We start from the raw sequence: 21,446 nt of genomic DNA, 5'->3' as shown, positions 1-21,446 counted from the left end.
GCTCTAAACAGGGCATGATCTCAGATAATATGCCTAAGTTATGGTATACTAACGAAAAAAGAGTACTAAGGAGTGGCAAAATGTTAACTGAAGCAAGAGTTAGGTCCATTCTTAATAAGATGGTGGATCCTTTTTTACATAAGACATTAGAAGAAACAAATGGAATTCAAGAAATTAAGGTTAAAGAAGATAAGCAACATGTAAGCGTTAAAATTGCGATTGCTAAAACGGGGACTGCTGAACAGATGCAGCTACAAGGCACAATTGTACAAGCCCTGAAAGGAGCAGGAGCAGATTCAGTGGGGTTGCGTTTTACCGACTTACCAGAGGAAGAGCTAGCTAAACATGCCTCAAATGAAAGCCAGACCAACCAATCATTGCTCTCTCCTGGTAGTAAAACGACTTTTATTGCCATTGCTAGTGGTAAAGGAGGCGTTGGTAAGTCTACCGTTTCTGTTAACTTGGCTGTTGCACTTGCCAGACTTGGTAAAAAAGTGGGAATCATTGATGCGGATATATATGGGTTTAGTGTTCCAGATATGATGGGAATCACCAAGCGTCCAGTTGTAAGAGGTGAAATGATTATCCCAGTGGAGCGATTTGGAGTTAAAGTTATTTCTATGGGGTTCTTTGTTGAGGATAATGCACCGGTTATATGGAGAGGACCAATGCTTGGAAAGATGCTTCATAATTTCTTTGGTGATGTCGAGTGGGGAGATCTTGATTACTTATTACTAGATTTACCACCTGGTACTGGAGACGTTGCTCTTGATATTCATACAATGCTACCTGCCTGTAAAGAAGTGATTGTTACTACGCCTCATCCAACTGCCGCGTTTGTTGCCGCAAGAGCAGGGGCAATGGCGCTTCGAACTGAGCATGAGGTGCTTGGTGTTATTGAAAATATGTCTTATTTTGAAAGTAAGGTTACTGGTGAAAAAGAGTATGTCTTTGGTAAAGGTGGAGGGGAAAAGCTAGCAGATGAGCTTCAAACTGAGCTACTAGGCCAACTTCCGCTCCAACAGCCAGACTGGAACGATGAAGATTTTGCGCCTTCTGTATATGCAGAAGACCATCGATTAGGTAAGATATATTTAGAAATTGCTGAAAAGATCACTAATCTTATTCATAGATAAGTTAAAAGCGCCCCCTCTGATAAAGAGGGGGCGCTTTTGCTTTTAGGATTCCGAAAAATTCATCATTAGCTTTCGCCTTCTCCACCGCCGCCTTCTTCTTCTTTTTTCTTAGCAGCTTCTTCTTGGAGTTGCTCAGCAGATTTTATAATAACGTCCACGAGTTTTGTTTTAAATAAGGGGCTTTCAAAGGTTTCGGTTATTACTGTTTGAAGATGAGCGCGATACTCCGCACTTTTCAAAACAGTTAGGACTTGTTCCTCTGCTTCAGGATTTTGAAATAATTCAAGGAGCATTTTTTGATAGTCCGGGTCCTTCATTAACCCTTTAATAATCTTTTCATGCTCTGTTTGCATACTCTTCGCAAAAGTCTCTGCAAACTTTGGATCTTCAAAGGTCTTCTTCCAAAAAGAAGCGCCTTCCTCAGATGTTAAGGTCTGTTGAATCGTTTCGGTTACAATGGCTTGATCCATTACAAGAGCTTGCTTCATTTTATCATCAGCCATTACCTCTTGGATAGCAGTCTTACCCTCATCTGTTTTTAGAATATCTACAACCATTTTCTTGATTTCTTCATAATTAGCTTGTTCCCCACCCTGTTCTCCGCCACCCGTACACGCAGCTAGGGTAAACAAGCAAAAGATTAGGAGGATTAGCTTATGATAGCCCATGATATTGCTCCCTTCTAAATAATCCTACTTTTAATATGAATAAAATTCGTTAAAATATGCATAGAGTGATGAGATTTACTGGCATTTTCCAAAGACCGTTGGTAAAATCATAAATGGAGTAAGAATGGAGGAAGTAATGTGAAAAGCCGTGATTGGGTCCGATTATTTATATCTACATTATTGGTCGGAGGAATTAGTACTGTAATTTTAGGATTTATGATTAGATGGTCTGAATATCAATCGTTATTTATAGATGTACAAATAGGAGAAATCTTATCCGTTACGTTTTGGCTTCTCGGCGTTGGTTTTATATTCAGTGTGATAAGTCAGATGGGATTTTTCGCGTACTTAACCGTCCATAGATTCGGATTAGGAATCTTTAAAAGCTTATGGAAGCCTGTCCAAATAATAATTATTGCGTTTGTATTATTTGATTTAGTTTATTTCCGTTATCAGTGGTTTGCTGAGGAACATGATCGTTTAGTTGGTTTCTTTATATATCCAATTGTTATATTTGTCATTTCTCTTTTTACAGCTTATGTAAAGGCGAAGCAAACCAACAACCAAGCTTTTATTCCTGCACTATTTTTCATGATTGTTGTGACAACACTTGAGTGGGTACCGGCCTTAAGAGCTAACGAAGAAAGCTGGCTAAGCTTAATGCTTCTACCTCTACTTATTTGTAATAGCTATCAATTATTAATTCTTCATAGACTAATTAAAAAAAGCTAACATCTATTGATGTCAGCTTTTTTTATTATATTGCGCTGTTAAAGTTGATATTAATTTTCGTTCAGTACACTCGCTTTCCTCAGACTGGTAATTGAAGGTTATTTTTATTATCGTTAAAAAACCTATTTCACTTCAGTTGTTTTAGCTTCTGTATTATCAATAAGTTCGGAAATTGAATAGTTTTTATAGCCTTTTTGATTTAACAGCTTCGCAATTTCAGGAATTACTTTTTCTGTTTGCTGCGCTGAGTCCGATGCGTGAAGAAGAACAATGTCTCCTGCCTTCATTTCTTTAACATTCTTTAAGATTGCCTCTGTACCTGGATTGGTCCAATCCTGAGAATTAACACTCCAATGGACAACCGTATATCCAATATTATCTGCCACCTTTAATACTTTTTCGTTAAATTTCCCACTAGGTGGTCGTAGCAGGGTGATTTCTTTAAGCCCTAATGTTTTGAAAACTTCCTCGGCTTGCAAGATATCCCGTTTAATCTTTTGCTCATCCATTGATGTGTAGTTTTTCCATTGATAGCCCATACTACCAATTTCATGACCATCTTCTATGATTCTCTTTACTACATCAGGATGGGTTTCTGCCCATGCGGCTGATAGAAAAAAGGTAACTCCCTTTATATTGTGAGTCTTTAAAGAATCAAGGATTGGAAGTGCTTGTTCATCACCCCAACTAATATCGAAGGTTAAAGCCACCTTCTTATCTTTCCCTTCACCTTTATAGATAGCTCTTGGACCTTCTTTTGATGAGAAAACAGGTTCATTAAAGGAGCCCTCAATATATAGGATCCCTGCAGTGAAAAAGGCCGCAATAACGATAATTAATGAATGCTTAATCTTTTTTCCGTTTAATATAAAGAAAAAATTCATAGTAAACCCTCCCTCGTACAAGTCTCTTGAGAAATATTTATGCAAACTTGTACGAATTATGAGCAAAAGAAAAGAAATCTTTCATAAAAAACAGGGTTATGGAAATAACTAGACTAAATTAACTAAGAGGGTGAAAATATGTTAGGCTTTATGTTAAATAAAATAGAACAAAAGGAACTAGAGTACCTTTTAAAAAGGGAAATGGATGAAATCTTGCATGACTTTCAAGATCATAGAATTGATCATATAGTAAAAAGAGCAATGGAAGAAAGATATCAAATTCTATTTAAACTATTTAGAAGAATAGCTACTCCTTACGATTGTTCAAAATATATTCGTTCAAAGCAGATCAAGCAGTATGAGTAGAATAAAAGACTAAACTGATTTTTATTGTAAGAAGTGTTGACTCTTACTATTTAATTATGGTATATTACTTTTTGTCGCTTCGGAATGAGGCCAACCGGTGAAAAAATAAATTAAACTTACCTATTGACATCACGAGATGATATATGTTAAATTAATAAAGTCGCTTATGAGCGATTCAAATAAAAAAAGTTCTTTGAAAACTAAACAAAACGTCAAGCGTGTTGGTTTTATAACCAACGCAAAGTAATAGATTATTAAAATCTACTATTAGTTATTTTCGCTAACGTGAAGTAACTCAGTAGATTGCCGGTGTAATGAGCAATCAAACACTTTATTGGAGAGTTTGATCCTGGCTCAGGACGAACGCTGGCGGCGTGCCTAATACATGCAAGTCGAGCGAATCTCTTCGGAGATTAGCGGCGGACGGGTGAGTAACACGTGGGCAACTTGCCTGTAAGACTGGGATAACTTCGGGAAACCGGAGCTAATACCGGATAATTTCAGACACCTCCTGGTGACTGAATAAAAGATGGCTTTTAGCTATCACTTACAGATGGGCCCGCGGCGCATTAGCTAGTTGGTGAGGTAACGGCTCACCAAGGCGACGATGCGTAGCCGACCTGAGAGGGTGATCGGCCACACTGGGACTGAGACACGGCCCAGACTCCTACGGGAGGCAGCAGTAGGGAATCTTCCGCAATGGACGAAAGTCTGACGGAGCAACGCCGCGTGAGCGATGAAGGCCTTCGGGTCGTAAAGCTCTGTTGTTAGGGAAGAACAAGTACCGTTCGAATAGGGCGGTACCTTGACGGTACCTAACCAGAAAGCCACGGCTAACTACGTGCCAGCAGCCGCGGTAATACGTAGGTGGCAAGCGTTGTCCGGAATTATTGGGCGTAAAGCGCGCGCAGGCGGTCCTTTAAGTCTGATGTGAAAGCCCACGGCTCAACCGTGGAGGGTCATTGGAAACTGGGGGACTTGAGTACAGAAGAGGAAAGTGGAATTCCACGTGTAGCGGTGAAATGCGTAGAGATGTGGAGGAACACCAGTGGCGAAGGCGACTTTCTGGTCTGTAACTGACGCTGAGGCGCGAAAGCGTGGGGAGCAAACAGGATTAGATACCCTGGTAGTCCACGCCGTAAACGATGAGTGCTAAGTGTTAGAGGGTTTCCGCCCTTTAGTGCTGAAGTTAACGCATTAAGCACTCCGCCTGGGGAGTACGGTCGCAAGACTGAAACTCAAAGGAATTGACGGGGGCCCGCACAAGCGGTGGAGCATGTGGTTTAATTCGAAGCAACGCGAAGAACCTTACCAGGTCTTGACATCCCTTTGACCTTCCTAGAGATAGGAATTTCCCTTCGGGGACAAAGGTGACAGGTGGTGCATGGTTGTCGTCAGCTCGTGTCGTGAGATGTTGGGTTAAGTCCCGCAACGAGCGCAACCCTTGATCTTAGTTGCCAGCATTCAGTTGGGCACTCTAAGGTGACTGCCGGTGACAAACCGGAGGAAGGTGGGGATGACGTCAAATCATCATGCCCCTTATGACCTGGGCTACACACGTGCTACAATGGATGGTACAAAGGGCAGCAAAACCGCGAGGTTGAGCAAATCCCATAAAACCATTCTCAGTTCGGATTGCAGGCTGCAACTCGCCTGCATGAAGCCGGAATCGCTAGTAATCGCGGATCAGCATGCCGCGGTGAATACGTTCCCGGGCCTTGTACACACCGCCCGTCACACCACGAGAGTTTGTAACACCCGAAGTCGGTGAGGTAACCTTAGGGGGCCAGCCGCCGAAGGTGGGACAGATGATTGGGGTGAAGTCGTAACAAGGTAGCCGTATCGGAAGGTGCGGCTGGATCACCTCCTTTCTAAGGATAAGTGGAAACTTTCGTTTCCATAAAATAGCGCTTGAACGTTTTGTTTAGTTTTGAGAGAATTGTCTCTCAGTTAGATAATGAAACTTTTTGCTAACGCAAAAACTCATTATTTAACTTGCGCTTGCGTCTGCAAGATTAATCAATGATGATTGATTCCTCAGCGCATGGCAGCATGAAGTAATGCTACGAAGTTCATTCATGATGTGATTGAAGTCAGTAGCCATGTTCCTTGAAAACTAGATAATAATTTGTATGTAAGAAAGTCAAGAAATTGATCGAATGATCTTTAACAACGGTTAAGTTGTTAAGGGCGCACGGTGGATGCCTTGGCACTAGGAGCCGATGAAGGACGTGACTAACAACGATATGCTTCGGGGAGCTGTAAGTAAGCTTTGATCCGGAGATTTCCGAATGGGGAAACCCACTGCTCGTAATGGGGTAGTATCTTCACCTGAATACATAGGGTGATGATGGCAGACCCGGGGAACTGAAACATCTTAGTACCCGGAGGAAGAGAAAGCAATTCGCGATTTCCTGAGTAGCGGCGAGCGAAACGGAAGAAGCCCAAACCAAGAGGCTTGCCTCTTGGGGTTGTAGGACACTCAACATGGAGTTACAAAGGAACGAGGTAAGTGAAGCGGTCTGGAAAGGCCAGCCATAGAAGGTAACAGCCCTGTAGCTGAAACTTCGTTCCCTCCTGAGTGGATCCTGAGTACGGCGGGACACGAGAAATCCCGTCGGAAGCAGGGAGGACCATCTCCCAAGGCTAAATACTCCCTAGTGACCGATAGTGAACCAGTACCGTGAGGGAAAGGTGAAAAGCACCCCGGAAGGGGAGTGAAACAGATCCTGAAACCGTGTGCCTACAAGTAGTCAGAGCCCGTTAACGGGTGATGGCGTGCCTTTTGTAGAATGAACCGGCGAGTTACGATCCCGTGCAAGGTTAAGTTGAGAAGACGGAGCCGCAGCGAAAGCGAGTCTGAATAGGGCGATTGAGTACGTGGTCGTAGACCCGAAACCAGGTGATCTACCCATGTCCAGGGTGAAGTTCAGGTAACACTGAATGGAGGCCCGAACCCACGCACGTTGAAAAGTGCGGGGATGAGGTGTGGGTAGCGGAGAAATTCCAATCGAACCTGGAGATAGCTGGTTCTCTCCGAAATAGCTTTAGGGCTAGCCTCGAGTTTGAGAGTCTTGGAGGTAGAGCACTGATTGGACTAGGGGCCCTCATCGGGTTACCGAATTCAGTCAAACTCCGAATGCCAAAGACTTATACTCGGGAGTCAGACTGCGAGTGATAAGATCCGTAGTCGAAAGGGAAACAGCCCAGACCACCAGCTAAGGTCCCAAAGTATACGTTAAGTGGAAAAGGATGTGGAGTTGCCCAGACAACCAGGATGTTGGCTTAGAAGCAGCCACCATTTAAAGAGTGCGTAATAGCTCACTGGTCGAGTGACTCTGCGCCGAAAATGTACCGGGGCTAAACGTATCACCGAAGCTGTGGAATGTCTAACGACATTGGTAGGAGAGCGTTCTAAGGGCGTTGAAGCTAGACCGTAAGGACTGGTGGAGCGCTTAGAAGTGAGAATGCCGGTATGAGTAGCGAAAGACAAGTGAGAATCTTGTCCACCGAATGCCTAAGGTTTCCTGAGGAAGGCTCGTCCGCTCAGGGTTAGTCAGGACCTAAGCCGAGGCCGAAAGGCGTAGGCGATGGACAACAGGTTGATATTCCTGTACCACCTCCTCACCGTTTGAGCAATGGGGGGACGCAGGAGGATAGAGAATCGCGCGATTGGAAGTGCGCGTCCAAGCAGTTAGGCTGGTAAGTAGGCAAATCCGCTTACCATAAAGGCTGAGCTGTGATGGCGAGGGAAATATAGTACCGAAGTTCTTGATTCCACACTGCCAAGAAAAGCCTCTAGCGAGGTGAGAGGTGCCTGTACCGCAAACCGACACAGGTAGGCGAGGAGAGAATCCTAAGGTGATCGAGAGAACTCTCGTTAAGGAACTCGGCAAAATGACCCCGTAACTTCGGGAGAAGGGGTGCTCTGGTAGGGTGAAAGCCCGAGAGAGCCGCAGTGAAAAGGCCCAAGCGACTGTTTAGCAAAAACACAGGTCTCTGCGAAGCCGCAAGGCGAAGTATAGGGGCTGACACCTGCCCGGTGCTGGAAGGTTAAGAGGAGAGGTTAGCGCAAGCGAAGCTTTGAATTGAAGCCCCAGTAAACGGCGGCCGTAACTATAACGGTCCTAAGGTAGCGAAATTCCTTGTCAGGTAAGTTCTGACCCGCACGAAAGGTGTAACGATTTGGGCACTGTCTCAACGAGAGACTCGGTGAAATTATAGTACCTGTGAAGATGCAGGTTACCCGCGACAGGACGGAAAGACCCCGTGGAGCTTTACTGTAGCCTGATATTGAATTTTGGTACAGCTTGTACAGGATAGGTAGGAGCCTGAGAAGCCGGAGCGCCAGCTTCGGTGGAGGCGTCGGTGGGATACTACCCTGGCTGTATTGAAATTCTAACCCGCAGCTCTGATCGAGCTGGGAGACAGTGTCAGGTGGGCAGTTTGACTGGGGCGGTCGCCTCCTAAAATGTAACGGAGGCGCCCAAAGGTTCCCTCAGAATGGTTGGAAATCATTCGTAGAGTGTAAAGGCACAAGGGAGCTTGACTGCGAGACCTACAAGTCGAGCAGGGACGAAAGTCGGGCTTAGTGATCCGGTGGTTCCGCATGGAAGGGCCATCGCTCAACGGATAAAAGCTACCCCGGGGATAACAGGCTTATCTCCCCCAAGAGTCCACATCGACGGGGAGGTTTGGCACCTCGATGTCGGCTCATCGCATCCTGGGGCTGTAGTCGGTCCCAAGGGTTGGGCTGTTCGCCCATTAAAGCGGTACGCGAGCTGGGTTCAGAACGTCGTGAGACAGTTCGGTCCCTATCCGTCGTGGGCGTAGGAAATTTGAGAGGAGCTGTCCTTAGTACGAGAGGACCGGGATGGACACACCGCTGGTGTACCAGTTGTTCTGCCAAGGGCATCGCTGGGTAGCTATGTGTGGACGGGATAAGTGCTGAAAGCATCTAAGCATGAAGCCCCCCTCAAGATGAGATTTCCCATTCTTTGAAGTAAGACCCCTGAAAGACGATCAGGTTGATAGGTCTGAGGTGGAAGCGTGGCGACACGTGGAGCTGACAGATACTAATAGGTCGAGGACTTAACCATATTTAAACGACATTCTTGCATACGATATTATCTAGTTTTGAGGGAACAATCCCTTATTGGTTTGGTGGTGATGGCGAAGAGGATACACCCGTTCCCATTCCGAACACGGAAGTTAAGCTCTTCAGCGCCGATGGTAGTTGGGGCATTGCCCCTGTGAGAGTAGGACGTCGCCAAGCCAATCTAATTTCAAATAGCTACAGGTAGCATATTGAAATTTTTTTATTTATTCCACCATAGCTCAGCGGTAGAGCACGTCTGAATATGCTTCATCGAATACGCATCAGCGTACCGATTGAGCAACATCTTGGCTTAACACACTGAGATCAGGACGTTCGTGCCATTACAAGCTAAATGCGGAACAAATATTATTGTTATTCCACCATAGCTCAGCGGTAGAGCATTCGGCTGTTAACCGAAGGGTCGTAGGTTCGAATCCTACTGGTGGAGCCATGCTTCCATAGCTCAGTCAGGTAGAGCACTTCCATGGTAAGGAAGAGGTCACCGGTTCGAGCCCGGTTGGAAGCTCCAGACTTTGGTTGAGGCCCATTGGTCAAGCGGTTAAGACACCGCCCTTTCACGGCGGTAACACGGGTTCGAATCCCGTATGGGTCATCACGTTGGGAGATGTAAAAGTTTGTGTCTATAGCACACTTTTACCTCTCTCTTTCCTTTGATGGAGGATTAGCTCAGCTGGGAGAGCACCTGCCTTACAAGCAGGGGGTCGGCGGTTCGATCCCGTCATCCTCCACCATAGATTTTTCACGACAGTGAAAATAAAGATACATATTTATTCCTATTGGGCTATAGCCAAGCGGTAAGGCAACGGACTTTGACTCCGTCATGCGTTGGTTCGAATCCAGCTAGCCCAGCCATTTTTCAAACATATATATGAGCCATTAGCTCAGTCGGTAGAGCACGGTCGAATCATCTTCAGTGATCTATCATCAGCGTACCAATCTGTGATTGGGACGTCTTTAGCTAAGGTAAACCTTAGCTCGAACAAATACCTTTTTTACGAGCCATTAGCTCAGTCGGTAGAGCATCTGACTTTTAATCAGAGGGTCGAAGGTTCGAGTCCTTCATGGCTCATCAGTAAAAGCAAGAATTTATTTCTTGCTTTTTTTGTATTTAAATACCTTTTATAAAAATAGTTTAGCTATAATTATGGAATTTTCCATTCCAAGCTAACGAATATATATACATAATTATGTCGAGTTGAGTCATTCCTATATTTATAGATAAAATATAAGTATAAATAGATTGGAGGAATGAAGATGGAGAGGAAGAGAATTTCAATTGTTGGGGTTCCAATGGATTTAGGTCAAGCCCGTCGCGGAGTTGATATGGGACCAAGCGGAATACGATATGCAGGTGTTGTAGAGCGATTAGAGGAATTAAACTATGACATTGATGACTTAGGAGATATCCAAATTGGTCGACCAGAAAGATTGTCGGTCAAATCTGTTGATAATTTAAGAAATTTAAAAGCAGTGGCTGAGGCAAGTGAAACACTAGGTAATACGGTGGATGAAATTATTGCAAATGATCGTTTTCCACTTGTGTTAGGTGGAGACCATAGTATCTCAATCGGAACCTTAGCAGGTGTTGCGAAGAATTATAAAAATTTAGGTGTCATTTGGTATGACGCTCATGGAGATCTCAATACTGCAGATACCTCACCTTCAGGAAATATTCATGGTATGCCACTAGCTGTAAGTCTCGGTATTGGGCATCCCACTTTAACAAACATAGGTGGTTATATACCAAAAGTTAAACCGGAGAATATCGTAATCATTGGTGCTAGATCATTGGATGATGGTGAGAAGGTACTAATCAAAGAAAAGGGTATCAAGGTTTATACGATGCATGAGATTGACAGAATGGGTATGACAGCTGTTATGGAAGAAACGATAAAGTATCTATCAGAACGTACTGATGGTGTACATTTATCACTAGATTTAGATGGCTTAGACCCTCATGATGCCCCGGGAGTTGGAACTCCAGTAATCGGCGGTATTAGCTATAGAGAGAGTCACTTAGCCATGGAAATGTTAGAGGAATCGAAGCTCATTACATCAGCGGAATTTGTAGAGGTAAATCCAATTCTAGATGACAAAAATAAAACAGCATCTGTTGCCGTTGCCTTGATGGGCTCATTATTCGGGGAAAAATTAAAATAAAAAGTCAGTAAAAAACAGTAAACCAATTAATGGTTACTGTTTTTTATATTTTTAAAGTTCTCATATTTATTTAGAAGTTGATCCAGTGATATGCTTGCCTTAAGTACTTCAGGTGAAGATAGAGCTGATTTTGATGCTAAATCAAACAGTTCCTTTCGGGAATCTTCGATACGTCTACTGATTGCTGTTTCTGTTTCCATGACCCTCAACCCTTTCCTTAATTAATAGTTTCTTTTTCTATTTAACCATTATTTTGAAGTTTTAAACATTTACTCCCTATTTTTTTGATAAAATAAAAAAAGAAAAAAAAACTTGAAACCTTTTTTTATTTATTTCGTATAGAAAAGGGAGCCGCAGTGAGCGCGGGGGTATGAAATGGAGACACTTATAAAAAATAGAATTAAACAGGTAAAAAATGGGGACCAAAGTGCTTTTGGTGAGATTGTTGAAATTTATAAAGATAAAGTCTTTCAAATTTGTTATCGAATGATAGGTAATAGTCATGAAGCTGAGGATTTAGCCCAGGAAGCTTTTATTCGAGCATATGTTAATATCGATAGCTACCATATTGATAAGAAGTTCTCAACATGGCTCTATCGAATTGCCACGAACCTATCCATTGATCGAATAAGGAAGAAAAAGCCTGATGCGTTTTTAGATGCTGAAGTAACTGGTACAGATGGCCTAACTATGTATTCACAGATTGCGGCAGATGTGAGTACACCTGAGGAGGAAGTGGAGAGTTTAGAGCTTCAGCAGACTGTACAGAAAGAAATTTCAAAGCTTCCTGATAAATATAGGGCGGTTATTGTTCTAAAATACATTGAGGAGTTATCCTTAAAGGAAATTAGCGATATTTTAGATTTACCTATCAGTACAATCAAAACTAGAATGCATCGAGGAAGAGAAGCATTGAGAAAACAACTAAAGGATGTATAGAGTGAGGTGAGCGTAGATATGAAGTGTGATACAAAATATGTAGAATATATGCATGATTTTTTAGATGAAGACTTAACAAGAGAGCATGAGCAAGAGCTTCGGGATCATTTATCCAGCTGTCAGGTTTGTACCCAGCATTTCCATGAATTAAAGAAAGCATTAGCACTTGTCCAAAGTACATCTCATATACAAGCTCCGTCTGATTTCACTGAAAAGATAATGGCAAGATTACCACAAGAGAAAAAAGCGGTTAAGGTGAAAAGATGGCTAAAGGTACATCCTCTTTTTACTGCAGCAGCTGTATTTTTAATACTCATGGTAGGCAGTCTATTTTCAATGTGGAATGGTGGCCAAGAGCTTGTTGTTTCTAAGCATCCGAATATAAGGATTGAGGAGAATACCGTCATAGTGCCAAAGGGTACTGTTATAGAGGGCGATTTGGTCGTGAAAAATGGAGATATAAAAATAGAGGGAGAAATAAAAGGGAACGTTACTGTTATTAATGGTACAAAATACTTAGCATCAGCCGGGAACGTAACAGGTGAAGTTAAAGAGATCGATCAAATGTTTGAATGGGTTTGGCATCATATAAAAATGGGTACGAAGAAAACCTTTAGTGTATTCACAAATTCAGATTAAGAATAGCCACCCGAATGGGATGGCTATTCTTATGTCTTACAATACTAATATGGTATAATATATTGGAAAATAATATTAACGGGGGATTTTTAAATAACTACGAAGGAAGTGTAAGAATGTCACTAGGAGAATTCCCAATCCTAAATTACTTAGGTAACATCATTGACATTCTCCTTGTCTGGTTTGTCATATATAAGCTTATTATGGTTGTAAGGGGCACAAAAGCTGTACAGCTATTAAAAGGAATAACAGTTATTATTGTTGTTAGGATTCTTAGTAGCTTCCTCGGATTACATACTTTACAATGGCTGATGGATCAAGCTCTAACATGGGGGTTTTTGGCCATTATCATCATTTTTCAACCAGAGCTTAGACGTGCCTTGGAACAACTTGGGCGTGGTAAGTTCTTCACGAGAAGTTCAATTGATGAAGAAGAGGAACAAACCCAACAAATTGATGCGATTATAAAAGCAACCTTTTATATGGCTAAGCGCCGTATCGGTGCATTACTATCGATTGAGCGTGAAACAGGTATGGGGGACTATATTGAAACAGGTATATCCTTAAATGCAAATGTAACATCAGAACTTTTGATTAATATCTTTATTCCTAATACGCCTTTACATGATGGAGCTGTCATCATCCAAAAGCAACAAATTGCCGCAGCTGCTTGTTATTTACCACTTTCTGAAAGTCCTTTTATTTCGAAGGAGCTAGGGACAAGACACCGTGCAGCGCTTGGAATTAGTGAGGTAACAGACAGTTTAACCATTGTGGTATCAGAGGAGACTGGAAGTGTTTCATTAACCAAAAACGGTGAATTGCATAGGGATCTTACTCAAGATTCGATGAAAGAAATGTTAACAAGAGAATTCTTATCAGCTTCAAAAACGACTTCATCACCTCTTTGGACTTGGAGGGTGAAGAAAAATGGATAAGTTAATGAATAACCATTGGGTAATGAGAATTATTGCGTTAATGCTAGCGTTAATGCTATACACCTCTGTAAATATTGAAACACAAACACAGCAAACCGAACCTTTTTCTTTTCCTGTTGTAACAACTGAAACCGAAACACTCACGGATTTACCATTGGAAGCTTATTATGATGAAGAGAATTATGTTGTAACGGGCTTGCCGCAGGTTGTATCGGTTACTTTAAAGGGGCCAAGAAGTGCAGTTCAACCAATTAAACTGCAGCGTTCAATAGAAGTGTTTGTTAATTTAGAAAATCTCGAATCAGGTACTCATCAGGTACAGGTTCAGTATAGCGATATAAGTGATACTGTTGAGGTTTCCATTAATCCAACTTTTGTCACCGTAACGATCCATGAAAAGGTAGAAAAGGAATTTTCAGTGGAAGTAGACTTCATAAATGACTTAGAAGAAGGATATACACTAGATGAACCTATCATAAGTCCTAAAAACGTTAAGGTAGTAGGAGCAAAGGATCAGGTGGATCGAATTGCATTAGTAAAAGCAATTGTAGATTTAGCTGATGCAAAAGTAAAAATAGATAATGAGGCCACAGTAGCGGTTTATGATAGTGATGGTAATAGATTAGCGGTCGAGGTAGAACCTGAGGTCGTCAATGTAGAGGTAAATATTTTAAGTCCTAATAAGGTTGTACCAATCTCTTTCATTACAAAAGGAAACGTTGAAGATGGTTATAGCTTGGTTGATTTAGAGACCCCAATTAAAGAGCTCACTATTTTTGGACCAAAGGATGTCATTGACCAAATTGAATCAATTGACAATATTGAGGTTGATGTAGAGGGATTAGCAGGAGAAACGACACTGAATGTGGAAATACCAACTCCAGAAGGTTTAGATGATATCGTTCCTTTAACAGTTCCTGTAATCGTAAAAGTAGAGAGGAATGAAATTAGACCATTAACGGATTTTCCTGTAAAAGTTATCGGTGTCCCTACGTCATTAAAGGCAGATTTTATAACTCCTGAAGGCGGTATGCTTGATATAGAATTAATAGGTGCTCCATCTATTCTAAAAGAAATTGATGAAACCGACCTTGATATATATATTGATGTCACTAATCTTACTAGCGGACAGCATGATGTAGATATATTGGTTAATGGACCTGATAATGTAAAATGGAATCTTTCAAGTAATAAGGCAACTATAGAAATAACTAATAATGAATGAAGATAGTCCATGAAGGAGCGAATAGATAATGGGTAAATATTTTGGTACTGATGGAGTAAGAGGAATTGCAAATAGTGAGCTAACTCCTGAACTTGCCTTTAAGGTAGGACGATTTGGTGGATATGTGTTAACAAAGGATAAACAACGCCCAAAGGTTTTAATAGGGAGAGATACACGTATTTCTGGACATATGCTAGAAGGTGCTCTAGTAGCAGGTCTATTATCTATTGGGGCAGAAGTCATGCGCCTTGGTGTCATTTCAACGCCTGGTGTTGCCTATTTAACAAAAGCACTAGGTGCCCAAGCAGGTGTAATGATATCGGCCTCCCACAATCCAGTTCAGGATAACGGAATTAAGTTCTTTGGGGCAGACGGTTTTAAGCTTTCTGATGATCAAGAAAAGGAAATTGAAGAGCTGCTCGACCAAACAGTAGATACACTGCCAAGACCTACAGGTGCTGATTTAGGGCAAGTAAATGATTATTTTGAGGGTGGTCAGAAGTATTTGCAATACTTGAAGCAAACAGTAGATGATGACTTTTCTGGTCTTCATGTTGCATTAGATTGTGCTCACGGAGCTACTTCATCGCTTGCTATGCATTTATTTGCAGATTTAGATGCAGATAATATTTCAACGATTGGTAATTCACCAAATGGGCTAAATATCAACGAAGGTGTTGGTTCAACTCATCCGGAAAAATTAGCGAGTTTAGTTATCGAAAAAGGTGCTGATATTGGTCTTGCTTTTGATGGAGATGGAGATCGACTAATTGCTATAGATGAAAAAGGACAAATTGTAGATGGCGATCAAATTATGTTCATATGTGCTAAGTATATGAACACACAAGGGAAATTAAAACATCAAACAGTTGTTTCCACAGTAATGAGTAATCTAGGCTTCTATAAAGGATTAGAGGAAGTAGAAGTGAAAAGTATCCAAACATCAGTTGGAGACCGATATGTGGTAGAGGAAATGAGAAAGAACGGATTTAATCTAGGTGGAGAGCAATCCGGTCATATTATCTTTTTAGATTATAATACGACTGGTGATGGAATGCTCTCAGCTATACAGCTAGTAAATATTCTAAAGATGACAAAGAAAACTTTATCTCAGCTAGCAGGTGAAATGGTTAAGTTTCCGCAGATATTAGTTAATGTTAAAGTTAGAGATAAGCATAAGGTCATGGAAAATGAAGAAATCGTCAACACGATTAAAGAAGTAGAGACAAGTATGAATGGTAATGGTCGTATTTTAGTCCGTCCTTCAGGTACAGAATCACTTGTTCGTGTGATGGCAGAAGCTCCAACTGAAGAAGAGTGCCGTCAAATTGTTGATCGAATCGCTGCAGTAGTCACAAAAGAAATGGGAATTGAATAAAGTATCATAAACTAAAGTATGCATGAGTGGATGTAAGAAGCCTCCCTCATGCGTATTTCTATTAGAGAAGTAAAATACTGGATTTTGATTGACGATACTGTGATTTCTGTGTATGATTATTTTTGTATATTTTGATTCAGAATATAGAAAGGTGGATTGTGAGGTTACTAACAATTAAAAGCGCCTGAACTAAACCTAATGAGAGATGGTTTAGTTGACGAGGAGGAGGGTTATCGAAGTTTCGGCGGATACCTCCCGGCTGATGTCACAGCCGAAAATCTTTACTTAAAAACAGAGAGGTGACTTTCTGAACAAGTGTAAGGGTTTGACGAAGATAGATAACGTATAAAAATAAATCATAATTAAGGGGCATGGGGCCCCACTTCCATGCCCCTCTAGGGAGGAAGTACAATATGTGCGGAATAGTAGGATATATTGGTAAACAGGATTCAAAAGAGATTTTATTACGAGGACTTGAAAAGTTAGAATACCGTGGTTATGATTCAGCGGGAATCGCAGTCGTTAACGAAGAGGGTGTTCACGTTTTCAAGGAAAAAGGTCGGATTGCAACATTACGTGAAGTAGTGGATGAAACGGTAAGTGCTCCAGCAGGAATTGGGCATACACGTTGGGCTACTCATGGAGTTCCAAGTAGAGTAAATGCTCACCCACATCAGAGTGGTACAGAGCGCTTTACGCTAGTTCATAATGGAGTAATTGAAAACTATAACCATTTAAAGCGTGATTACTTAGAAGGTGTTACCTTCGTAAGTGATACGGATACGGAAGTCGTTGTTCAGTTGATTGATCAACTGGTAAACAAAGGACATGAAGTAGAGGATGCATTTAGAGAAACACTAAAGCTTCTTAAAGGTTCGTATGCAATTGCTCTATTAGATAACCAGAATAAGGAAACCATTTATGTTGCTAAAAATAAAAGTCCATTATTAGTTGGTTTAGGTGAAAACTTTAATGTTATTGCAAGTGATGCAATGGCTATGCTTCAAGTAACAAACCAGTATGTAGAATTAATGGATAAAGAGACTGTTATTGTAACTCGTGAATCCGTTACTATTAAGACCCTAGAGGGACGTGTAGTTGAGCGTGCACCTTATACTGCAGAGTTAGATGCAAGTGATATCGAAAAGGGAACATACCCTCACTACATGTTAAAAGAAATTGATGAGCAGCCAGCTGTTCTACGTAAGATTATTGGTAATTATCGCAATGAGGACGGAGAATTAACAGTGGATGCTGATATCCGTCAAGCAATGGTAGATTCAGATCGCGTTTATATCATTGCAGCGGGTACTAGTTATCACGCAGGATTATTAGGAAAGCAATATATTGAAAAGATTGCCCAGATTCCTGTTGAGGTTCATATCTCAAGTGAGTTTTCGTACAATATGCCATTACTATCAAGTAAGCCACTTTTTATTTTCATTTCTCAAAGTGGGGAAACAGCAGATAGCCGTGCAGTATTAGTACAAATTAAGGAAATGGGTCATAAAGCATTAACAGTTACAAATGTTCAAGGATCTACCCTATCTCGTGAAGCAGACTTTACGCTTCTTTTACATGCAGGACCTGAGATTGCTGTGGCATCTACAAAGGCATATACAGCTCAAGTGGCGGTATTATCAATCCTTGCTCGTGATACTGCTAGAGCTAAAGGAATTGATGTAAACTTTGATTTAAGTAAGGAACTAGGTATTGTTGCAAGTGCGATGGAAACATTATGTGATGATAAAGAGGAAATGGAACAAATCGCTCGTGAGTATTTAGCAACAACTCGTAACTGCTTCTTCATTGGCCGTGGTATTGATTATTATGTAGGGATGGAAGGAGCACTTAAGCTTAAAGAAATCTCCTACATTCAAGCAGAAGGATTTGCAGGTGGAGAATTAAAGCATGGTACGATTGCATTAATTGAAGAGGGGACTCCAATTATTGCACTTGCCACTCAAGAAATTGTTAACCTAGGTATTCGCGGAAATGTGAAAGAGGTAGTGGCTCGTGGAGCAAACCCATGCATTATTTCCATTAAGGGCTTAGAAGAATCAGACGATCGTTATGTAATTCCAGCAGACGTTCATGAGCTATTTACACCTCTGCTATCCGTTATTCCGGTTCAGTTGATTTCATACTATGCTGCTCTTCACAGAGAATGCGATGTAGATAAGCCAAGAAACCTAGCGAAGAGTGTAACGGTAGAATAGATTAGAAACATTTTCAAAAAAAATTAATATGATTCATTCAAACCTTTTTAGGCTCTAGTGTTGTAATAGCACTAGAGCCCTTTTTAGGGTATTTTGGTGTTAATATGGAAATTAGCCTTTCATAAATTATGACTTTCGTATGACTTCTAACACTAATTACTTATGACCTTTTGGTTGTACGATGAAGTTATAAAATATGAGGGGGAAATCTAAAATGTCTATCTTTAAAAAATCACTAATATTTGCTCTTTTAGGCTTTATTGCAGGTGTTTCATTAATTCCGGTACAATCAGAAATGTTTGAGAGCATCCTTACAGAGCAAGGAGTTAAACCGCCCTCTTTACCCCTATTGATAATTCTAACGGGAGGACAAATTGCACTAATATCATTTATTTCAAGCTTTATCGGACTGGTTGTTTCAAAGAAGGTAAACTTACAACTTGGCTTTCACTTTTCTAAATTATGGATCTTACTAGCAGTTGGAGGTGGCATGGGTGGTATGGGAATTATTTTACTCATGGATCTCTATGTGTTTCTTCCACAAATTCCTGAAATCGGAAATACAGATGTCACTTGGTGGAAAGGGTTGCTTAATGGTGTATTGTACGGTGGAATATTTGAAGAGGTTCTATTACGTTTATTTTTGATGTCACTTATTATTTGGATATTAATTAAAATCACAAAACGTAAAAATATACCCACCGGCTACTATATCGTTGGAATTATCTTATCAAGTGTAATATTCACTGCAGCACATTTACCAGCTAACGCTTTATTAGTTGGTGAGTTAACACCAATTGTAGTTGTAAGGGTTCTTGTTATGAATGGGTTACTTGGGATGTTCTATGGTTACTTGTATTGGAAACAGGGGTTAATCTATGGAATGATTTCGCATATGTCCTCACATATTTTCTTATATGGAATCATATATGGATTAGTTTTATGAGCCCAATTTTCGGGCTTTTTTCTATTTCATTCTTAATACATACTAATTAAAAGTACTTTTTGAAATATTAGTACCGTATATTGAAAATTAACTTTACCAATATTCACTTTGCATGATATCTTTTTGGTATATTCCTAATTTTGTCTAATAATTACTTTAATTGTAAAATGATATTAACAAATAAATCTAATTATATAAGCTATAAAAAAATCAGTGCATCGGGGGTGCGAGTACCATGGGGGAAATTAAAGTAAACAGCTTATGGGGATGGACTGATTGGTTTGTAGTAGGATTAAGGTTCTTTTTTACATTTTTAATAGGTAATCTATACATTTATAAATATACTGAAGAAAGTTTGCTTGGGTTAGTTATTACTCTGTCAATTCTCGCTTATGCAGTTCCACAACTGTTTTATTTACCGAATCATATTCGACCAAGATTATTTATAATAACGGAAATTTTACTTAGTGGTGGATATACACTTTTCTTAATTATCTACTTTCAGAATGACTTAAATGGAGTTAGTTATTTTTATATCCCGATATTAGTAATAGGTTATGTATCTACTAAGAAAAGCTTGTACTGGGTCATTCCTATTTGTCTAGGGATTTTTCCGATTGCAGTAACATACCTCTTAGATCTTGACACGATGTACCACGTGAATCTTGTTATTAATTTAGCAATGTTTGGAGTGTTCGGTTACAGTTTCGGAGTATTCTTGAGGCAAAAAAACAAGCTTAGTGTTGTGCTTACTACACTTGAAGAGAAAAACCGTGAATTAGAACATTATATAGGTCAAGTAGAACGGGTTACTCTTTTAGAAGAAAGAAATAGAATGTCTAGAGAGCTGCATGATACTGTTGGACATTCTTTGACAGCTTCAATAGTCGCAATGGAAGCTGTTCAGACGCTTTTGAATCGAGATTTAGAAGCGGCAAATCAGCGGCTTAGTGAGTTAATAAATTATAGTCGAAGTAACTTAGATAAATTTCGTCAAACTGTTCATGATATGGCAATGAATGAGCTGAAGCTTTCACTAGAACAACTATTACAACAAACTGCAGAAGAATTTTCAAATCAAACTGGAACAAGTGTAACGGTAAGTACTGAATCTGTTACGTCATATATACCTGAGTCGGTGAAGCTTGCACTGCTTCGGTGCATGCAGGAATCATTGACAAATGCAAAAAAACATGGAAATGCATCTGAGGTATTTATTGAGCTTAAAATAAAAGAAAATTTTTTAATTCTAACAGTTCAAGATAATGGCTCTGGATCTGATCATGTCGAAGATGGCTTCGGTATTGAAGGGATGAGGGAGAGAATTGAGACCCTCCGTGGAGGATTTCATATCACTTCAAAATTAGGGAAAGGAACTGCTGTATCATGCTCAGTTCCTCTGGGGGTATAAAGAGTTGGAGAAGATTCGGATATTAATAGCAGAGGATCAAGAGTTGATTCGTTCAAGTTTAGAAATTGTTTTGGGAATAGAAGAGGATCTTGAGGTTGTAGCAGTTGCAGAGAATGGAGAAAGAGCAGTAGCATTATGTGGTGAACTACAACCAACTATTATATTAATGGACATTAATATGCCAATTATGGATGGTATTGAGGCGACGAAGAAAATTAAGGAATACGATCCAAATATAAAAATTATTGTGTTAACGACTTTTCAGGAAATGGATTATGTTATTGCTGCCTTACATGCAGGTGCAGAAGGGTATTTGTTAAAAGCGATCGATACGAAAGACCTAATTGCAGGCATTCGAATTGTGGCTCATGGAGGAACACTCATTACTCAAGAAGTTGCAAAAGCATTATTTATGGAGCATATCCAAAGTGGGGCTTCAATAGAGAAAACAGAAGATCAATATATGTTAAGTAATCGAGAAGTAGAGATATTGAAGTGTTTAGCTGATGGTTTAACGAATTCGCTAATAGCAGAAAAATTATACCTTTCTATAGGAACAGTAAAAAACTATATTTCAAACTTGTATTCAAAGCTTGATGTGGCCAATCGAACGGAAGCAATACGTAAAGCTCGTAATGAAAAATTATTATGATGGGGTAAGAACGACCTTACAGAAGGTCGTTTTT

Annotated in this window: 16 protein-coding genes, 6 tRNA genes and 3 rRNA genes; 22 read left to right on the top strand and 3 right to left on the bottom strand. The window is 40.5% G+C overall.

What is annotated here, in order from left to right; translation table 11 throughout:
• The first annotated feature begins 80 nt into the window (after nucleotides 1-80).
• On the top strand, nucleotides 81-1,136 hold the full coding sequence (locus tag M1D60_RS22670; RefSeq protein WP_456277043.1) for a P-loop NTPase: 1,056 nt from the start codon (nucleotides 81-83) through the stop codon (nucleotides 1,134-1,136).
• 65 nt (nucleotides 1,137-1,201) lie between these two features.
• Here the strand turns inward: M1D60_RS22670 and gerD are convergent, their stop codons facing one another.
• Nucleotides 1,202-1,804: a spore germination lipoprotein GerD gene (gene gerD, locus M1D60_RS22665; RefSeq protein WP_456277042.1), complete on the bottom strand. Its 603-nt coding sequence runs from the start codon at nucleotides 1,802-1,804 to the stop codon at nucleotides 1,202-1,204.
• Between the two features lie 138 nt (nucleotides 1,805-1,942).
• On the opposite strand from gerD, the gene M1D60_RS22660 reads away from it, so the two are divergent.
• Nucleotides 1,943-2,536, top strand: a complete 594-nt coding sequence (locus M1D60_RS22660; RefSeq protein ID WP_456277041.1) for a KinB-signaling pathway activation protein — start codon at nucleotides 1,943-1,945, stop codon at nucleotides 2,534-2,536.
• A 122-nt stretch (nucleotides 2,537-2,658) separates the two neighbouring features.
• Here the strand turns inward: M1D60_RS22660 and pdaB are convergent, their stop codons facing one another.
• Nucleotides 2,659-3,420 carry a polysaccharide deacetylase family sporulation protein PdaB gene (pdaB, locus tag M1D60_RS22655; protein WP_456277040.1) on the bottom strand — a complete coding sequence of 254 codons (762 nt, stop codon included), beginning with the start codon at nucleotides 3,418-3,420 and terminating at the stop codon, nucleotides 2,659-2,661.
• 138 nt (nucleotides 3,421-3,558) lie between these two features.
• On the opposite strand from pdaB, the gene M1D60_RS22650 reads away from it, so the two are divergent.
• From M1D60_RS22650 to rocF, 11 genes are all read left to right on the top strand, one after another.
• A complete protein-coding gene (locus tag M1D60_RS22650; RefSeq protein ID WP_456277039.1) occupies nucleotides 3,559-3,786 on the top strand; it encodes a hypothetical protein in 228 nt (75 codons plus the stop codon).
• A 331-nt stretch (nucleotides 3,787-4,117) separates the two neighbouring features.
• Nucleotides 4,118-5,657 (top strand): 16S ribosomal RNA (locus M1D60_RS22645).
• Nucleotides 5,658-5,960: 303 nt separating this feature from the next.
• Nucleotides 5,961-8,885: ribosomal RNA gene (locus tag M1D60_RS22640) — 23S ribosomal RNA — on the top strand.
• Between the two features lie 60 nt (nucleotides 8,886-8,945).
• Nucleotides 8,946-9,061 (top strand): 5S ribosomal RNA (gene rrf / locus M1D60_RS22635).
• The 16S, 23S and 5S rRNA genes sit together here with 6 tRNA genes alongside, the layout of an rRNA operon.
• 199 nt (nucleotides 9,062-9,260) lie before the next feature.
• A tRNA-Asn gene (locus M1D60_RS22630) sits at nucleotides 9,261-9,335 on the top strand.
• A 1-nt stretch (nucleotide 9,336) separates the two neighbouring features.
• Nucleotides 9,337-9,413: transfer RNA gene (locus M1D60_RS22625), tRNA-Thr, on the top strand.
• A 12-nt stretch (nucleotides 9,414-9,425) separates the two neighbouring features.
• Nucleotides 9,426-9,497, top strand: a tRNA-Glu gene (locus M1D60_RS22620).
• Nucleotides 9,498-9,560: 63 nt separating this feature from the next.
• A tRNA-Val gene (locus tag M1D60_RS22615) sits at nucleotides 9,561-9,636 on the top strand.
• A 46-nt stretch (nucleotides 9,637-9,682) separates the two neighbouring features.
• Nucleotides 9,683-9,757 (top strand) — tRNA-Gln (locus M1D60_RS22610).
• A 144-nt stretch (nucleotides 9,758-9,901) separates the two neighbouring features.
• Nucleotides 9,902-9,974 (top strand) — tRNA-Lys (locus M1D60_RS22605).
• A 185-nt stretch (nucleotides 9,975-10,159) separates the two neighbouring features.
• Entirely contained in the window at nucleotides 10,160-11,065 is a 906-nt protein-coding gene (rocF, locus tag M1D60_RS22600; protein ID WP_456277038.1) for an arginase, read from the top strand.
• A gap of 26 nt (nucleotides 11,066-11,091) precedes the next feature.
• On the opposite strand, the gene M1D60_RS22595 is transcribed toward rocF, so the two are convergent.
• The gene (locus M1D60_RS22595) at nucleotides 11,092-11,265 is read right to left on the bottom strand and encodes an aspartyl-phosphate phosphatase Spo0E family protein (protein ID WP_456277037.1); all 174 of its coding nucleotides are present in this window, start codon (nucleotides 11,263-11,265) and stop codon (nucleotides 11,092-11,094) included.
• Between the two features lie 175 nt (nucleotides 11,266-11,440).
• Between M1D60_RS22595 and sigW the strand changes: the two genes are divergently transcribed.
• The 9 genes from sigW to M1D60_RS22550 all read left to right on the top strand — a co-directional run bounded on the left by sigW (nucleotide 11,441) and on the right by M1D60_RS22550 (nucleotide 21,412).
• The gene (sigW, locus tag M1D60_RS22590) at nucleotides 11,441-12,004 is read left to right on the top strand and encodes an RNA polymerase sigma factor SigW (protein ID WP_456277036.1); all 564 of its coding nucleotides are present in this window, start codon (nucleotides 11,441-11,443) and stop codon (nucleotides 12,002-12,004) included.
• Between the two features lie 18 nt (nucleotides 12,005-12,022).
• A complete protein-coding gene (locus M1D60_RS22585; protein WP_456277035.1) occupies nucleotides 12,023-12,643 on the top strand; it encodes a zf-HC2 domain-containing protein in 621 nt (206 codons plus the stop codon).
• Nucleotides 12,644-12,759: 116 nt separating this feature from the next.
• Nucleotides 12,760-13,581 (top strand): diadenylate cyclase CdaA, encoded by an 822-nt coding sequence (gene cdaA, locus M1D60_RS22580; RefSeq protein ID WP_456277034.1) that lies wholly within the window; start codon nucleotides 12,760-12,762, stop codon nucleotides 13,579-13,581.
• Entirely contained in the window at nucleotides 13,574-14,806 is a 1,233-nt protein-coding gene (locus M1D60_RS22575; protein WP_456277033.1) for a CdaR family protein, read from the top strand. Before cdaA ends, M1D60_RS22575 begins: the two co-directional genes overlap by 8 nt.
• Before the next feature lie 28 nt (nucleotides 14,807-14,834).
• Entirely contained in the window at nucleotides 14,835-16,184 is a 1,350-nt protein-coding gene (glmM, locus tag M1D60_RS22570; RefSeq protein ID WP_456277032.1) for a phosphoglucosamine mutase, read from the top strand.
• 413 nt (nucleotides 16,185-16,597) lie between these two features.
• Nucleotides 16,598-18,403, top strand: coding sequence for a glutamine--fructose-6-phosphate transaminase (isomerizing) (gene glmS / locus M1D60_RS22565; protein ID WP_456277031.1), 1,806 nt, complete (start codon nucleotides 16,598-16,600; stop codon nucleotides 18,401-18,403).
• Between the two features lie 214 nt (nucleotides 18,404-18,617).
• The gene (locus tag M1D60_RS22560) at nucleotides 18,618-19,349 is read left to right on the top strand and encodes a CPBP family glutamic-type intramembrane protease (RefSeq protein ID WP_456277030.1); all 732 of its coding nucleotides are present in this window, start codon (nucleotides 18,618-18,620) and stop codon (nucleotides 19,347-19,349) included.
• Between the two features lie 235 nt (nucleotides 19,350-19,584).
• The gene (locus tag M1D60_RS22555; protein WP_456277029.1) at nucleotides 19,585-20,760 is read left to right on the top strand and encodes a sensor histidine kinase; all 1,176 of its coding nucleotides are present in this window, start codon (nucleotides 19,585-19,587) and stop codon (nucleotides 20,758-20,760) included.
• Nucleotides 20,761-20,764: 4 nt separating this feature from the next.
• The gene (locus M1D60_RS22550) at nucleotides 20,765-21,412 is read left to right on the top strand and encodes a response regulator transcription factor (protein WP_456277028.1); all 648 of its coding nucleotides are present in this window, start codon (nucleotides 20,765-20,767) and stop codon (nucleotides 21,410-21,412) included.
• The last annotated feature ends 34 nt before the right edge of the window (nucleotides 21,413-21,446 follow it).

Source organism: Bacillus sp. AK128 (genome assembly GCF_053903075.1).
The sequence above is the reverse complement of the archived record's forward strand: the minus strand, read 5'-3'. Positions and strand labels throughout refer to the sequence as shown.